This is a genomic window from Brevundimonas sp. (genome assembly GCF_027484365.1).
GTDB lineage: Bacteria > Pseudomonadota > Alphaproteobacteria > Caulobacterales > Caulobacteraceae > Brevundimonas.
Genome location: NZ_JAIXTC010000006.1, coordinates 1 through 15,273, shown reverse-complemented (window position 1 = coordinate 15,273; position 15,273 = coordinate 1). Strand labels below are relative to the sequence as shown.

Here is a 15,273-nt window from a genome sequence, read left to right as displayed (position 1 = left end):
CCTGTTCACCGGGTGATGAAATAGTCTGACGGGGACGCGGGGGCGTTCTGGTTTGGGAGTGCGCCGTCATGGCTGAACAGCCACTGTATTCCGAGCGTCGCTGGACCTCGTCCGACGGGCTGAGCCTGTTCGCGCGCGACTATCCGGGCGCGGACGGTCCGGCGAAACTGCCGGTCATCGCCATCCATGGCCTGACGCGGAACTCCGCCGATTTCGACGCCATCGCCCCCCTGATCGCGCGCGGCGGCCGTCGGGTCCTGGCGCTGGACGTGCGCGGGCGCGGCCGGTCGGATCGCGCCACAGACCCCATGACCTACCAGCCGCCGGTCTATGCGAAGGACGTTCTGGGCCTGCTGGAGGTCGCCGGGATCGAGCGCGCGGTCTTCCTCGGCACCTCGATGGGCGGGCTGATCACCATGGCGGTCACCGCGCTCAAGAGCCGCGTCGTCGCCGCCGCCATCCTCAACGACATCGGCCCCCAGGTCTCGCCCGAGGGTCTGGCCCGTATCGCCGCCTACTCCGGCCAGCCGGTCGACACCCCGACCTGGGCCGCCGCCGCCGCCTATGCGAAGCGGATCAATGAAGTCGCCCTGCCGCACTACACCGACGCCGACTGGGACGCCTTCGCCCGCCGCGTCTTCCGGGACGGCACCGAGGGTTCTCCCGTTCTCGACTACGACCCCGACATCGCTGTGCCGATCCGCGCCGCCGGGGCCAGGGCCCTGGTCCCCAATCTGTGGCCCTTCTTCCGGCGTCTGGCGAGGAAGCGCCCGACCCTGCTGATCCGGGGCGGGACCTCCGACCTTCTGGGAGCCGACATCGCCGCGAAAATGCAGAAGGCCGCGCCCGAGATGCGCTACGCCGAGATCCCCGGCATCGGCCACGCCCCCATGCTCGACGAGCCGGAATCCAAGGCCGCGATCTTCGAGTTCCTTCGGGACGTGCCTTAGGAACGTCTCCTCCCTGTTCGCCGCTTGGCGAATGGGGAGGTGGCAGCGAGCGCTTCGCGAGCTGACGGAGGGGGCGAGGGAATGGCGGAAGTCAGGGTGGTGCTCAGCGGAAATATCGCGTCGCCCCCTCCGTCACGGCGCTGAAGACGCGCCGCGCCACCTCCCCATCCTTCGGACGGGGAGGAGAGAAATCAGGCCTTGCGGACGAACTCCGTCCGCAGCACCAGGCCGCGGACCTTGTCGACATTGGCTTCGATCTCGTCGGTGTCGTCGGTCAGGCGGATGTTCTTGACCAGGGTCCCGCGCTTCAGCGTCACCCCGCCCGATCCCTTGACCTTGAGGTCCTTGATCAGGGTCACGCTGTCGCCGTCGGACAGGATGTTGCCGTTGGAGTCCTTGGTCGGGGCGTCGGTCATCCCGGTCCTTTAGGCGATCCCTTCTCCTCCGTCATCCTCCGGTCGCTTCGCGCCGGAGGATGAGGAAAGTGGAGGGCGTTCAGTCCGGCACGTTCGCTTCAAGCTCGTCCAGCCAGACCCGGGCATTGCCGTCCGAGGGCGCCCGCCAGTCGCCGCGCGGCGACAGCGACCCGCCCGTCACCACCTTGGGTCCGTTCGGCAGGGCCGAGCGCTTGAACTGGCTGGTCTGGAAGAAGCGCACGAGGAATTTCCGCAGCCAGAATTTGATCGTCGCCAGATCATAGGCGACCCGATCCGCTTCCGGATGATGCGCCGGCCAGTGACCGCGCGCGGCGTCGCCCCAGGCCTGGTGGCACAGCCAGGCGACCTTCGACGGGCTCATGCCGAAGCGGGTGATGTGGAACAGGAAGAAGTCGTTCAGCGCATAGGGACCGACCGTCCCCTCGGTCGACTGGATCTTTCCGTCCGCCCCCGCCGGCACCAGTTCGGGCGAAATCTCCGTGTCGAGAATGGCGTGCAGGGTCGCCGCCGCCGGGGCCATGTCGTCCCGCTGCGCGACCCAGCGGATCAGGTGCCGGATCAGGGTCTTCGCCACCCCGCCGTTGACGTTGTAGTGGCTCATATGGTCGCCGACGCCATAGGTGGCCCAGCCCAGAGCCAGCTCCGACAGGTCGCCGGTGCCCAGGACGAAAGCCTTGTTCTGGTTGGCCAGCCGGAACAGATAATCGGTCCTCAGACCCGCCTGCACGTTCTCGAAGGTGATGTCGTGGACGGGCTGACCGTCCGCCCAGGGATGTCCGATGTCGGCCAGCATCCGCTCGGCCGCGGGGCGGATGTCGATCTCCTCGCCCGTGACACCGAGCGCCTTCATCAGCGCCCAGGCGTTGGACTTCGTCCCCTCCGAGGTCGCGAACCCCGGCATGGTGTAGGCGAGGATATCGGTCCTCGGCAGCTTGAGCCGGTCGAACGCGCCACAGGCGACCAGCAGGGCCTGGGTCGAATCCAGCCCGCCCGACACCCCGATGCACAGCCGCCCGGCGCCCGTCGCCGTCATCCGCCGCATCAACCCCTGCACCTGGATGTTGAACGCCTCGTAGCAATCCTGATCCAGCCGCTTCGGATCGTCGGGGACGAAGGGGAAGCGGTCGAGGGGGCGGATCAGCGGCCCCGCCTCGCGATCCCCGGCGGCCTCGAACGGGATAACCGTCGCCGCCTCACCCTCCATCCGCGCGCAGTCGGCGAAGGTGCCGTTGCGAAGGCGGTCCATGCCAATCCGTTCGACATCGATGTCGGCCACGGTCAGGTGCGGCGTCATGGCGAACCGCTCACCTTCAGCCAGCTTCGCGCCCAGCTCGTGGATGGTCGCCTGTCCGTCCCACGCCAGGTCGGTGGTGCTCTCGCCCCAGCCCGATGCAGCGAAGGCATAGGCCGACAGGGTCCGGGCCGACTGGCTGGCGCACAGGACGGCCCGTTCGTCGGCCTTGCCGATGACGATATTGGACGCCGACAGGTTCAACAGGATGCGCGCCCCCGCCAGAGCCGCCCGGGTCGAGGGCGGCAGGGGCGCCCAGAAATCCTCGCAGATCTCGACCGCGAAGACGAAGCCGGGCCGGTTGGTCGCCTCGAAGATCAGGCCGGGAGCGAAATCCACGCTCTCCCCGCCCAGGGTCACCGCATCCTCGCCGCGCGACGCCGCCGGCGCGAACCAGCGCTTCTCGTAGTATTCGCGGTAGTTGGGCAGATAGGTCTTGGGCACGACCCCCAGAACCGCGCCGCCGCCCAGCACGACCGCGCAGTTGAACAGGGCGTCCCCGTTGCGGATCGGCGCACCGACCACGGCGACCAGCCCGGCCTCGTCAGCGGCCGTAGCGATGACAACGATCTGCCGCTCCACCTCGTCCAGCAGCGCCGCCTGCATGTGCAGGTCGTCGATGGCGTAGCCGCTCAGCGACAGCTCCGGAAACACGATCAGGTCCACGCCCTGTTCGCCCGCCTGCCGGATCAGGGCGACGTGTTCCTCCGCATTGGCCTTGGGGTCGGCGATATGGACCACCGGCGTCGCCGCCGCGACCCGGACGAAGCCGTGGGTGCGGGCCGAATGGAAGGGGTGGGTCTTGGCCAAGGCGCGGTACTCGATCTGTTATGCTCATATAGAGCCAAAGGCCCGGAGCCCCAAACTACTCCCTTCTCCCGCAAGGGGAGAAGGAACGTGAACACGTGACGCGGCTGTCAGGCCCCGCTAAAGCCCTCCCATGACCGACACGCCCAAGAAGGGCTGGTTCCAGCGCCTCAGCCAGGGACTGGCCCGCTCCAGCCAGCAGATGACCGAGACGGTCGTCGGCGCCTTCGTGAAGGAGCCTCTGTCCGAGGCCGCCCTCGAGGGTCTCGAGGAACATCTGCTGGAAAGCGACCTCGGCCCCGCCGCCACCGACCGGATCGTCGCCCGTTTCCGCGAGCTGCGCTTCGGCAAGGTGTCCGACGAGCGCGAGGTCAAGGAGGCCCTGGCCGAGGCCGTCGCCGCCGAGCTTCTGCCGCGTCAGGCGACCTTCGATCCGCTGGGCCCCGACGGCGTCGGCGGCGGGATCAGGCCCTATGTCGTCCTGTTCGTCGGGGTCAACGGCTCGGGCAAGACCACGACCCTCGGCAAGATCGCCGCCGATCTGACGGGCAAGGGCGCCCGGGTGATGATCGTCGCCGGCGACACCTTCCGCGCCGCCGCCCGCGAACAGCTCAAGGTCTGGGCCGACCGCGCCGGGGCCCATTTCGAGAGCCGCCGCGACGGCGCCGACGCCGCCGGTCTCGTCTTCGACGCCTATGCCAAGGCGAAAGCTGAGGACTATGACGTGGTCCTGGTCGACACCGCCGGCCGGCTCCAGAACAAGTCCGCCCTGATGGACGAACTGCTCAAGATCGTCCGCGTGCTCCGGAAGGCCGATCCAGACGCCCCGCACGAGACGCTTCTGGTGCTGGACGCCACGGTGGGCCGCAACGCCCTGGCCCAGGAACAGATCTTCGGCCGCACCGCCTTCGTCACCGGCCTGGTCATGACCAAGCTGGACGGCACGGCACGCGGCGGCGTCCTCGTCCCCGTGGCCCAGGCGTCGGACGCCCCCATCAAGCTGATCGGGGTGGGCGAGGGGATCGACGACCTGCAACCCTTCGACGCCCGCGCCTTCTCCCGTTCGCTCGTCGGCCTCGAGGACTAGATCATGCCAGAAGACCTCGATCGCACGCCCGAGACCCCGGCGCACAAGCCGCCGACCTGGATCCGTCAGGTCGTCGATTTCGGAGCGCTCGCCGCCTTCGCCGCGACCTTCATCTTCTTCCGCGCGCGCGGCCTGCCGGGCGACGAGGCCCTGGTCCACGCCACCTGGGGTCTGGTGGCCGGTTCGGTCGTCGCCGTGGTCACAGGCCTTATGGTCGAGAAGCGGCTGGCCCTGATGCCGTTGCTGGTCGGCGGTTTCGCCCTTGTCTTCGGCGTCCTGACCCTCGTCTTCAACGACGACCTGTTCGTGAAGCTGAAGGTGACGGTGCTCAACGCCTCGCTCGCCGTGGCCCTTCTGGGCGGCCTCTGGCTGGGCAAGCAGCCGCTGAAGGCGCTTCTGGGCACGGTCATCCCGGTCAATGACGCGGCCTGGCGCACCCTGACCTTCCGCTACGGCCTCTATTTCGCGGCCGTCGCCGTTGTCAACGAACTGGTCCGGTCCGAGGCCCTGGTCGCCTGGACCGCCGCCCGGATGGGCTACGCCCACATCGATCCGGCCGACGTCTGGGTCAGTTTCCGCGGCGTCCTGTGGATCGCCTCATCCGTCTTCGGCCTGTCCCAGGTGCCGTTGATCATGAAGAACCTGGTGTCGGAAGAAGCCGTCGACGCCTCGGCGCCGGCGCGGCCCGACACGGCGCCCTGACCTTCGCACCTGACGTATCACTGTCGCTAAACCGTAAGGCTTGGCTGATAATCCTCCGCATACGGCAAGGGGATTCAGTATGGTCAAATCCGGCAAACAGGCCCGTCGGTCCGGCACGCTCGCCGAATCGCCCAGCCATCTGATGCACCGCGCCCTCCAGCTGGCGCTCGACATCTATTCGGAAGAGGCCGGCGACGGCGGCCCGACCCAGCGTCAGTTCGCGGTCATGGAGGCCGTCTCCGTCAAGGAAGGCCTGACCCAGACCGAACTGGTCCGCGCCACCGGCATCGACCGTTCGACCCTGGCCGACCTCGTCGCCCGCATGACCACCAAGGGGCTGCTGTCGCGCGAACGTTCGACGCTCGACGCCCGCGCCAAGGCCGTGCGCCTGTCGGCCGAGGGCCAGGCGCTGCTGGATCAGGCCCGTCCCCGCGTCGAGGCCGCTGACAAGCGGATCATGGGCCTCCTGCCCAAGGGCAAGCGCGACGGCTTCCTCGACATGCTGGCCGAGATCGCCGCCGCCGCCGACGCCGCCCCGGATCTCGAAAAGGCCGAGGCCAAGGCCCTCAAGAAGGCCGCCAAGGAGGCCCGCAAGGCCGAGAAGGCCGCCGAGAAGGCGGCCAAGCCGAAGAAGGCTCCCAAGCCGGCCAAGGTCAAGAAGCCGAAGGCCGCCGACGCCGTCGCAGAATAGACTTCAGCTCGGGTCGCCCGCCGCGCCCGCCGGGCTCAGCTTCCAGCGGATCTTGGTCTCGGCGTCCGTCCGGGCAGAACCGCGCACCACGACCTGCAGCGACCGCCGCGTCAGACCCTCGTCGACGTGGACGGACGGTTCGATGGCCACGTCCGGACCATCGGTCCTGAACCACCAGCCGCGCCCGGAGTGTCCGCGCAGCAGGATCGACCGGCGATCGCGCGCCAGCGAGGCCTGCACCCCCGGCTCGAGGTGGAACCGCACCGCATAGGGGGCGGCGATGACCCGGACCACGTCGCGGCTGCCGTCGGCGGGATGCAGCCGCTCCTCGGCCCGGAGTTCGTCCAGCCTCTGGTCCAGATAGAGCCGGCGCTGGTGCATCAGGCCGAACGGCTGGGCCCAGGCGTCGTGCTCGACCTCCAGCCAGACCGCCCCGTCGCCGTCCCGGCGCTCCGACGTTACATGATAGGGTCGACCGTACAGACGGGGGCCCAGAAGCTCGCCCTTCCATCCGCCCAGGGGCTCGGCGAAGGACTGCTCGCCCAGGGTCAGGGTCGAATGGCCGGGGGTCAGCCTCAGCCCCTGGCGGTCGGCGGCGCGGGGGGTCCAGCCGCAGCCCGTGACGATCCTGTCCTTGCCGCAGACGATCTCGAGCGCCAGCGGCTGGGCGCAGGCGGCCTCGGACCATGCGCCTTTCCCCGGCGATCCCGCGTCGGTCATGATGGTCAGCAGCGGCGAGCGGATCCGGGCCAGACCCCCGACCGAGCCCACGGCCCCGGCGGCCGCCTCGGCGTGTTCGTCATGGGCGCGCGCGGCGGCGACCCGGGCCGGGCTGGACGGCCCGCCGCCCTGGAAGCCCGCCAGACGGCCGTCGGGCAGGACCTGCAGTCTCAGGGCGGTCGTCAGCCGGATGATCGATCCGCCCATGGCCTCCGGCGCGGGCTCCGACAGCTGCGACAGGGCGTCGTCCAGGGTCAGCAGGTCGAGCAGCAGCTCCATCCCGGCCTCGGGCGACCGCGAGGCATGGCCGCCGTCGCCCGCCACCGTGATCCTCAGCGCGCCCGACAGCCGTCCCAGGGCCTTGCGCCTCAGGCCCGCGCCCGCCGGTCCCGCCAGGACGCAACCGGCCACGGCCGCGGCGACCAGCCGCTCGGCCCTGCCGGCCAGTCCGCCCGGCGGTCGCAACAGCTGGCGCGCCTGACGGCCCAGGGTGTCGGCCAGCCTCAGCCGGTCGGCCTCGGAGGCCACTGCGCCCATCCTTTTCGCCGCACAGGCCAGGTTGAAGACCCGACGCGCCAGGATCTGCGGCTCCCAGGCGAAGGGCGACCAGCGCGAGAAGGTGTCGGTCCAGGCCAGGGTCAGCCGCAGCGCCTCGCGGGCGCCCCGCTCCCCATGCAGCATCAGGCCGGGCAGCCAGGCGAAGGCGTGCAGGTCGACGGCGAAGGCCTTCGACGGGCTCGGCCGGTTCCACGGATCGGCCGGCGCCTCGGCCTCCAGGTTCGACCCGGCCAGGGGGAAGCGCCCTCCGAGCACAACCTTGCCCAGGGCGGCGTCGGCGGGGCGGAAATCGCGCGGCGTGGCGGCGAAGGCCGTCGCCTTGCCCAGCCCCAGGGTCATCGCATAGCCGGGCAGGCCGTAAAGTTCGATCCACATCTGGCGGGTCAGCATCCGCCCGGCGACGGCCGGCCACAGGGCCGGACCGGTCACAACCCCGCTGGAGCGGACCGGCGTCCGCACCGGCGCCCCGCGCAGGCCCGGTATGGAGCCGCCGTCGCCGAGGTTCGGCGTGGAGGGGTTGCGGTCGGCGAAGGGCCCGATCGGCTTCATGCTTGCCCGGCGTGCGGGGCGGCCTTGATGGCGGCGATATTGGCCGCATAGGCGTCCGGCCCGCCCCTGAACACGGCGGTCCCGGCGACCAGGGCGTCGGCCCCGGCGGCGACGCAGGCCCCGGCGTTGGCCGCGGTCACTCCGCCGTCGATCTGCAGGTGGGCCTTCGATCCCGCGGCGTCGAGGATGGCCCGCGTCCGCTCGATCTTCTTCAGGGTCGAAGGAATGAAGGACTGGCCGCCGAAGCCCGGGTTGACCGACATCAACAGGACCAGGTCCACCAGATCGACTACCTCTTCCAGAATGGACAGGGGCGTGCCGGGGTTCAGCACCACCCCCGCCTTCGCGCCCAGCTGCCGGATCCGGCCCAGGGTCCGGTGCAGGTGCGGCCCGCTCTCGGGATGGACGGTCAGTATGTCGGCCCCCGCCTCGCGATAGGCCTCCAGCCACGGATCGACCGGCGCGACCATCAGATGCACGTCGAACGGCAGGCTCGTGTGCGGCCTCAGCGCCTTCACCACGTCCGGCCCGATCGTGATATTGGGCACGAAATGGCCGTCCATGACGTCGACATGGATCCAGTCCGCGCCGGCGGCTTCCAGGGCCCGCACCTCCTCTCCCAATTTGGCGAAGTCCGAGGCCAGGATGGACGGGCAGATCAGGGGCGTGTTCGGCATGGTCCGGGGATAAGGCGGGAAGGCCTCACGGGCAAGGCATGGGGGCCAAAAGGCCGATTCCGGCTGCTGGAACGGGCGGGACGTGAGGTCCGGGCCCGGGGGGGATCAGCGAGCGCCGGTCGACCCGGTCAGGAAGACGGGGTTTCCGTAGAACCACAGGTCCGACCAGGGATCTTCTCCGGGCGTATCGACCATGGGCTCGGTTTCGACACCGCTGGTTCCCCGGACGCGGAGGTAGCGCGGAGCCTCTGAGGCGGGGAGCCTGTGCGTCATGGTCAGAACCTCGCCTTCGCTCGTCCAGTCGGCGGCGGTGAAGCGGCGCTCGACCCGGGTCGTCGCGTTTGCATCGGCGTCACGATCGGCCCGGCCACCGGTCACGTCGCCCACGATCAGGTCGATGTGGTCGACCGAGGGCGTGCGGCCGGCGGCGTTGGCGGCCCGCGGGTCGCGGACGCGGAGCGTGACGACGATGTCGTCCGCCTCGCCGACCACCAGCTCCCCGCCGATCGTCGCTGTGCGGTCATCGGCCGAAACCGTCACGTCCAGTTCCGAGATCAGGTCGCCGGTGGTCACGAATACGCGGCCCTCGCGCAGGCCATCGAGGATGTCCTCGCCGTCGGGTCGCGCCATCACCCAGGTCTTGGCGTATTCGCCGGGCCAGAAGTCGTCGCCGCCTTCGCTGAGATGAGTGTGCGAATCCGAGGTCGCCGTGATCCACCAGCGCCGGCCTTCGCCCAGCAGACTGTCCCAGACGCCCGCCAGCCGCGCCGTCATCTGGTCGAACCCGCCCATCGTCGGGAAGCGGCGATAGATGCCGCGCGAGCCCGCCGGGTCGGGACGGCCGTCGGCGAACAGGCCGTCCGCCTGGTGCCCCGGCGCGCCCTCCATGCCGATGACGACACGCGGGATGACCTCGCTCCAGTCGCGCAGCTGGTGCGGACGCACCTCGCCGTACTGGCCGAGACCCGTCGCCGAGCGCGAGGGGTGGTTGGTCACCATCACCGGTCGCGGAGACATCGCCGCCATGTCGCGCAGCGCCTCCAGCATGAAGGCCTCGGTGTCCCGCGCCGGATCCTCGGGCCAGGGCTGACGCCGGCCCCAGGTCCCTTCGATATGCAGCAGATCCTCTCGCTCGTGCGCAGACGGGGCGATGATCAGGCTGGAGTGTTCGGCGCCTGGGGTGTCGAACTCCATGCCGTAGAACAGGACCAGGCCGGGAACCCGCTCGCGCGCCTGCAGGAGCTCGGGCCAGGCCTGTTCGGCGTTCAGGCGGGCGTGGAGCGGCCCGCCGTGGTCGGTCGAGACCATCCACGACAGGCCGTAGCGGTGCGCCGCCTCGGCGTTCTGGACGATCGTGTGATTGCCGTCGCCTCCCAGCTGGGGGAGGGGCGGGGATTCGGGCGACGCAGGGTCGGGCGTGTAGCGGGCGCTGAACCGGCTATGCACATGATGGTCGCCGGCCAGCCAGCGACGGCCGTCGCCCGCTCCCGCGTCGGCCTGGGCGAACGCCAGGCTCGACGCAAGGGACAGGGCGAGTCCCAGGGCTACGGATGACGTCATGGCTTTCTCCATTATTCCGTGCCCTGAATACAGAATAGTGTGACTGACACACGACACCGATTACACAAGAAATGGGAATTTCAACGACGATTCTGTGTATCGTGTGAAATTTTTGCAATCCTGTTCTCATCGGCTTGAGGTGTGTCGTCCCTGCTGGCTACACGGCGCCGCTTCGTGGGGAGCGCGTCGCATGGGGCTGGCGACCTCCCGATGACACCGGGAGACAATTCATGATCCGCCTGACCCAGACCGAAACGCGCGCCGCCTTGATGGCCGGCGCCGCCGCCGTGGCCCTGGCCGCCGTGGCCGCGCCCGCCGCCGCCCTGGCCCAGACGGCTCCGGCCCAGGACGAGACATCGGTCGACGACATCGTCGTTACCGGGTCGTTCGCCACCAGCCTGGCCGACGCCCTGACGATCAAGCGTCGCGCCGACTCGATCTCCGACGTCGTGTCGGCGTCCGACATCGGCAACTTCCCCGCCGTGAACGTCGCCGAGGCCCTGCAGCGGGTGCCGGGCGTCTCCATCTCGCGCGAAGCCGGCGAAGGCCAGTTCGTCAGCGTCCGGGGTCTGGGCCCCAACTTCCAGTCGGTGACCCTGAACGGCTCGCCGATCGCCTACAACGAGAACATCCGCAACTCCGACCAGTCGGGCCGACAGTTCCAGTTCCGCGTCATCCCCGCCGACCTGATCTCGGCCATCGTCGTGACCAAGTCTCCGACCGCCGACCTGATCGACGGCGGCATCGGCTCGAACATCGATATCCGCACCGCCGACGCCCTGGACACCGAGCCGTTCGCGACCGCGCGTCTCTATGCCCATTATGAGAACCGCACCGAGGCGAACACGCCGAACGGCTCCCTCTCGGCCGGCTGGCGCAACGCCGACCGCACCTTCGGCTTCATCGCCGGCGTGTCCCTGGCCACCCGCGACGTTCAGTTCGATCGCGTCCAGACCACGGGCTACACCAACCGGGTCGTCAATGGCGCGACCGTTTCGGTGCCCAACGAGATCCAGCTGACCCTTGAGCAGGAAGAACGCACCCGCATCAGCGCCATGGCCGGCCTGTCGTGGAAGCCGACCGACAGCTTCGCCCTGCGCGCCGACGCCCTGTACTCGCGCTTCAACAACGTCATCGACGAGGACCGCATCAGCTTCGCCTTCGGCGGCCGTGCCGACTTCAGCACCCGCCTCGTGGCCTCCAGCGCCCGGGTCCAGGACGGCATCCTCTATGCTGCCCAGATCAACGGCGGTCGCATCGACCGCAACGCCGAATACTCCGAGCAGCAGCACGAGAACCTGTTCGTCAAACTGCAGGCCGACTGGGATGTGCTCGGTTGGACCGTGACGCCATCGGTCAGCTATTCGGAGGCCAACTCCTTCCTGCCCGTGCCGCTCCAGCGCATCAGCGGCGGGACCGCCGACAACCCCGTCGGCCTGACCTACAGCTATGACTTCGGCGACGACCCCATCGGCAACCGCGAATACGCCTCGCTGCTGACCAATCTGGATCTGTCCAGCCCGACGTCGACCCGGGCCACCACCTACCGCACCCGGCCGATCAACTCGGTCGACAATGACACCACCGCCTTGCTGAACATCCAACGGGATCTGGACGCCCGCTTCGGGGCCCTGACCCTGGGCAGCGTTCGCTTCGGCGGCCAGTACACCGACCGCAGCCGGGACTATCAGCGCCGCGACCGCGTCCTGACCGTCCGCCCCGGCATCGACGTCAACACCCCGGCCTTCCTGAACCAGCAGCTGCCGTCGAATGCCTTCAACCAGTCGATCGCCAGCCTGTACCGCCAGGGCCTGACCTATAACCGCACCCTGTACGGCATCTCCTACGTCATCCCCAACGAGTCCAACGACACCAACGCCCAGTCGGACGACCTGGTCCCCACCGGGGCCGACCTGCAGCAGTCCTATGGTGTGGACGAGGAGATCACCGCCCTCTACGGCCGTGCCGACTTCTCGATCGATTTCGGCCCCGTGCCGATGGACGCCAACCTCGGCCTTCGCTGGGTCTCCACCGAAACCCTGGTCAAGGGCACCCTGCTGACCGCCGGTCGCAACGCCGCCGGGGCCGTCACCACCGTGGTCAATCCCCAGACCTTCGAGGGATCGTACGAAGAGTTCCTGCCCAGCCTGAATCTGAATTTCGAACTGACCGACGAGGTCCTGTTGCGCCTCGGCGCTTCGCGCACCCTGACCCGGCCGTCCCTCGCCGATCTACGCACCGCCGTGGTCCCCAACAGCGGGCTGATCACCCGCGTGTTCCTGGAGGGCCAGACCGCGCTCGACACCGCGGTGCCGGGCGCCAAGGTCGGCGTAGGCGGCAATCCGGAGCTCCAGCCCTATACCTCGGTCAACTACGACGCCTCGCTGGAATGGTATTTCAACGACTTCGGCGCCCTGTACGGCGCGGTCTTCGCCAAGGACATCTCGGACTTCATCGGCGGCATCGCCCGCACAGAACAGATTCTCTTCGCCACCCAGGCGGGCCAGACCCTGACGGCCGATCTCCAGATCACCCGGCCCCAGAACATCGGCGACGCCACCATCCGGGGCTTCGAGATCGGCGTTTCCTACAAGCTGGACTGGGGTCTCGGCCTCTCGGCCAGCGCCACCTTCACCGAGAGCGAGGCCCAGATCGAGGCCACGCCGGGCGTCGTCACCACCGCCGGCCTCCAGGGCGTGTCGGACGAGAGCTTCTCGATCAACCCCTTCTTCGAACGTGGCCCGTTCGAGGCGCACTTCAGCTACACCTACCGGTCTGACTTCGCTGCCAACGGCAACATCAGCCCGGGCTCCAACGCGGTCCTCGACGAGAACTCGGCCATCATGGCCGACGGCTTCGGCACCCTGGACTTCGGCGCTTCCTGGCAGGTCAACGGGACCTTCCAGATCTTCGCTGAGGGCACCAACATCCTGGACGCGCGTCAGGCGGTCTATTTCGGCAACGAGAACCGTCCGTTCCAGATCCACGAATACGGCCCGAGCTATAACCTCGGCCTGCGGGCGACCTTCTAGGTCCTTCGACGATCCCGGCGTGGCGGTCCGCCGCTACGCCGGGACATTCGCTGACACCGAGGCCGACACAGAACAGGCCTATCTCGCCGTCCCGTTGCGTTCGTTCGCCAGGCGGGTCGCGAGCAGTCCGCGTGATCGCTGGACATAGGTCCGGCACGCGCCGGGCCTGTCGCTGTATCGCCCCTCGCCCGCATTGTCGGGGTGGGCGGAGATCAGAATGTCGCAAGCCACTCCATCCATAAGCCTGTAGGTCGCAGCGAACCCGTCGAGGATCGGGGCGTTCGCCGGCGCGCTGTAGCGATAGCCGTCGGCGGAGACGGGATTGAGGCTCGACGCGAAGACGACCGCCTTGCAGCCTTCGCCCTCGCACGCCCGCCAGCTCCAGCTCATGCTGCCCATCGTATGCCCCGGGGTGGCGCGGGCGGTGATCGCTGTGCGGCCGAGCTGGATCACCTCGCCGTCTTCCACGACCCGGATCCGCGTCACGCCCGGCCAGACGCCGCCATAGGCCCGCTGGGGATCGTCCTCCAGAAGGGCCCCGGCCCGCAATCCGTCGGCGCCGCGGGCGCTCGCCACCACCGTCGCGCCCGTATCGCGCGCCAGGGCCGCGAGGCCGCCGGCATGGTCGAAGTGCGGCTCGGTGCTTAGAATAAATTTGATGTCTGCGGGGTCGAACCCGAGGTGGCGGACATTGTCCAGGATCATCGGCGCCGCTTGCGGCAGGGCCCCGTCGATCAGCACCAGGCCCGCGCCCGTATCGATCAGCGCAACGCTCAGCCCGCCGAATCCGACCAGATAGGTGTTCCCGAAAATCTTCTCGGGCGGCAAGGGTGCGAGCCACCTTTCGGCGCGCTCCGTCTCCATCGGCCGCGTCAGCGGATCGTCCGTATCTTGCGCGAAGCCGCTCGCCGCAGCCGTGACCGCGTGTCCGCGGGCGTCTTCCGGGTTGAAGACAGGCAGGGCGTTCATGCCCGCCAGCCAGGCTGCGACCGTCATCAATTTGATCATGGCGTTTCCCTTCTGCCCCCTGAAATGACGATCAGCCGTGTCCAGGACAAAGGATGATTTCTCGACAGAGCCATGAGAATATTTGAGAGTGAGCGATGGATCGCGCCCAACTTCCCCTCAATGCGCTACGTGCCTTCGAGGCGTCGGCGCGCCATCTCAACTTCACCCGCGCGGCGATCGAGCTTTGCGTCAGCCAGGGCGCCGTCAGCCATCAGGTCGCCCAGCTCGAACGCCGTCTGGATACCCGCCTCTTCCACCGCCTGCCGCGTGGCATCGCGCTCACCGATGAGGGTCACGCCCTCGTCCCCGTCCTCGCCGAGATGTTCGACCGCGTCGCTGCGACGCTCGATCAATATGGCGAAGGCCGGTTCCGCGAACCGCTGAAGGTCGGCGTCGTCGGCACCTTCGCGACCGGCTGGCTGCTGCCGCGCCTCGACGCCTTCGCCCGCGCCCATCCCTCGATCGACCTGCGCATCTCGACCAACAACAACCGCGTCGATCTGGTCGCCGAAGCGCTCGATTTCGCGATCCGGTTCGGCAACGGCGCCTGGCATGGCGTCCATGCTGAACCGCTGCTCGGCGCGCCGATGACGCCGGTCTGCGCTCCGGCCATCGCGGCACGGCTCAAATCCCCCGCCGACCTCGTCCACGAACGGCTGTTGCGCTCATACCGTCCGGACGAATGGGCCCTGTGGTTCGAGGCCGCGGGCATGGTTCCACCGATCCTGCGGGGGCCCATTTTCGACAGTTCGGCCCTGATGGCGTCCGCCGCCGCCGCCGGGTTCGGGGTGGCGCTCGCGCCGCCGGCCATGTTCGCCCGCGAACTCGCGGCGGAACTGCTCATCCAGCCCTTCGCGGTCGAGATCGATGTCGGCCGCTACTGGCTCACCCGGCTGATATCGCGTCCCGAAACCTCCGCCATGCGACGCTTTCAGGCGTGGCTGAAAGCAGAGATCATATAGGGCGGCCTGGCGTGCCTCGCGGGGTCGTTTTCCTGCCCGCCTCCGCCCGCTTCCGTAAGCGGGTCGGCGTTCGCCTGGCGTCCACGTCGGCTTTACGGCTGGGAGCCACCGTCCGCTTTCGACGGTGGGCTCAACCGGTGAACGCAACACGCTAGCTTTTCTTCGGAGATGGAGCGTGGGCGATGAAGCAGCGGCGGCGGATCTACTATTCGGCGGCTCAGCGGGCTGAAATCTGGGATCGC

12 protein-coding genes are annotated in these 15,273 nt (G+C 68.8%); 6 read left to right on the top strand and 6 right to left on the bottom strand.

The annotated features are described in order from the left end of the window. Positions 1-68: 68 nt before the first annotated feature. A complete protein-coding gene (locus Q0044_RS01565) occupies positions 69-950 on the top strand; it encodes an alpha/beta fold hydrolase (RefSeq protein WP_298158632.1) in 882 nt (293 codons plus the stop codon). A 191-nt stretch (positions 951-1,141) separates the two neighbouring features. Here Q0044_RS01565 and Q0044_RS01560 read toward each other — a convergent pair whose 3' ends face one another. Both Q0044_RS01560 and Q0044_RS01555 read right to left on the bottom strand, forming a co-directional pair. After that, entirely contained in the window at positions 1,142-1,366 is a 225-nt protein-coding gene (locus tag Q0044_RS01560) for an alkylphosphonate utilization protein (protein ID WP_298158631.1), read from the bottom strand. A gap of 79 nt (positions 1,367-1,445) precedes the next feature. Next, positions 1,446-3,488, bottom strand: a complete 2,043-nt coding sequence (locus tag Q0044_RS01555) for an NAD(+) synthase (RefSeq protein ID WP_298158630.1) — start codon at positions 3,486-3,488, stop codon at positions 1,446-1,448. 130 nt (positions 3,489-3,618) lie between these two features. Here Q0044_RS01555 and ftsY point away from each other — a divergent pair, with 130 nt between their 5' ends. From ftsY to Q0044_RS01540, 3 genes are all read left to right on the top strand, one after another. Beyond that, entirely contained in the window at positions 3,619-4,572 is a 954-nt protein-coding gene (gene ftsY / locus Q0044_RS01550) for a signal recognition particle-docking protein FtsY (protein WP_298158627.1), read from the top strand. Between the two features lie 3 nt (positions 4,573-4,575). Continuing rightward, complete coding sequence (locus tag Q0044_RS01545; protein WP_298158625.1) at positions 4,576-5,274, top strand: inner membrane-spanning protein YciB; 699 nt, start codon at positions 4,576-4,578, stop codon at positions 5,272-5,274. Between the two features lie 79 nt (positions 5,275-5,353). Continuing rightward, positions 5,354-5,965: a MarR family winged helix-turn-helix transcriptional regulator gene (locus Q0044_RS01540; RefSeq protein WP_298158623.1), complete on the top strand. Its 612-nt coding sequence runs from the start codon at positions 5,354-5,356 to the stop codon at positions 5,963-5,965. Between the two features lie 3 nt (positions 5,966-5,968). Here the strand turns inward: Q0044_RS01540 and Q0044_RS01535 are convergent, their stop codons facing one another. The 3 genes from Q0044_RS01535 to Q0044_RS01525 form a co-directional block, all read right to left on the bottom strand. Next, positions 5,969-7,792 carry a heparinase II/III family protein gene (locus Q0044_RS01535; protein ID WP_298158621.1) on the bottom strand — a complete coding sequence of 608 codons (1,824 nt, stop codon included), beginning with the start codon at positions 7,790-7,792 and terminating at the stop codon, positions 5,969-5,971. Next, the gene (rpe, locus tag Q0044_RS01530; RefSeq protein ID WP_298158618.1) at positions 7,789-8,469 is read right to left on the bottom strand and encodes a ribulose-phosphate 3-epimerase; all 681 of its coding nucleotides are present in this window, start codon (positions 8,467-8,469) and stop codon (positions 7,789-7,791) included. Before rpe ends, Q0044_RS01535 begins: the two co-directional genes overlap by 4 nt. Before the next feature lie 105 nt (positions 8,470-8,574). Continuing rightward, entirely contained in the window at positions 8,575-10,029 is a 1,455-nt protein-coding gene (locus Q0044_RS01525) for a CehA/McbA family metallohydrolase domain-containing protein (protein ID WP_298158616.1), read from the bottom strand. Between the two features lie 230 nt (positions 10,030-10,259). On the opposite strand from Q0044_RS01525, the gene Q0044_RS01520 reads away from it, so the two are divergent. After that, positions 10,260-13,061: a TonB-dependent receptor gene (locus Q0044_RS01520; RefSeq protein WP_298158613.1), complete on the top strand. Its 2,802-nt coding sequence runs from the start codon at positions 10,260-10,262 to the stop codon at positions 13,059-13,061. A gap of 78 nt (positions 13,062-13,139) precedes the next feature. Here Q0044_RS01520 and bla read toward each other — a convergent pair whose 3' ends face one another. Next, a complete protein-coding gene (gene bla, locus Q0044_RS01515; protein WP_298158607.1) occupies positions 13,140-14,069 on the bottom strand; it encodes a subclass B3 metallo-beta-lactamase in 930 nt (309 codons plus the stop codon). A 95-nt stretch (positions 14,070-14,164) separates the two neighbouring features. Between bla and Q0044_RS01510 the strand changes: the two genes are divergently transcribed. Further along, positions 14,165-15,031, top strand: coding sequence for a LysR family transcriptional regulator (locus Q0044_RS01510; protein ID WP_298158604.1), 867 nt, complete (start codon positions 14,165-14,167; stop codon positions 15,029-15,031). The last annotated feature ends 242 nt before the right edge of the window (positions 15,032-15,273 follow it).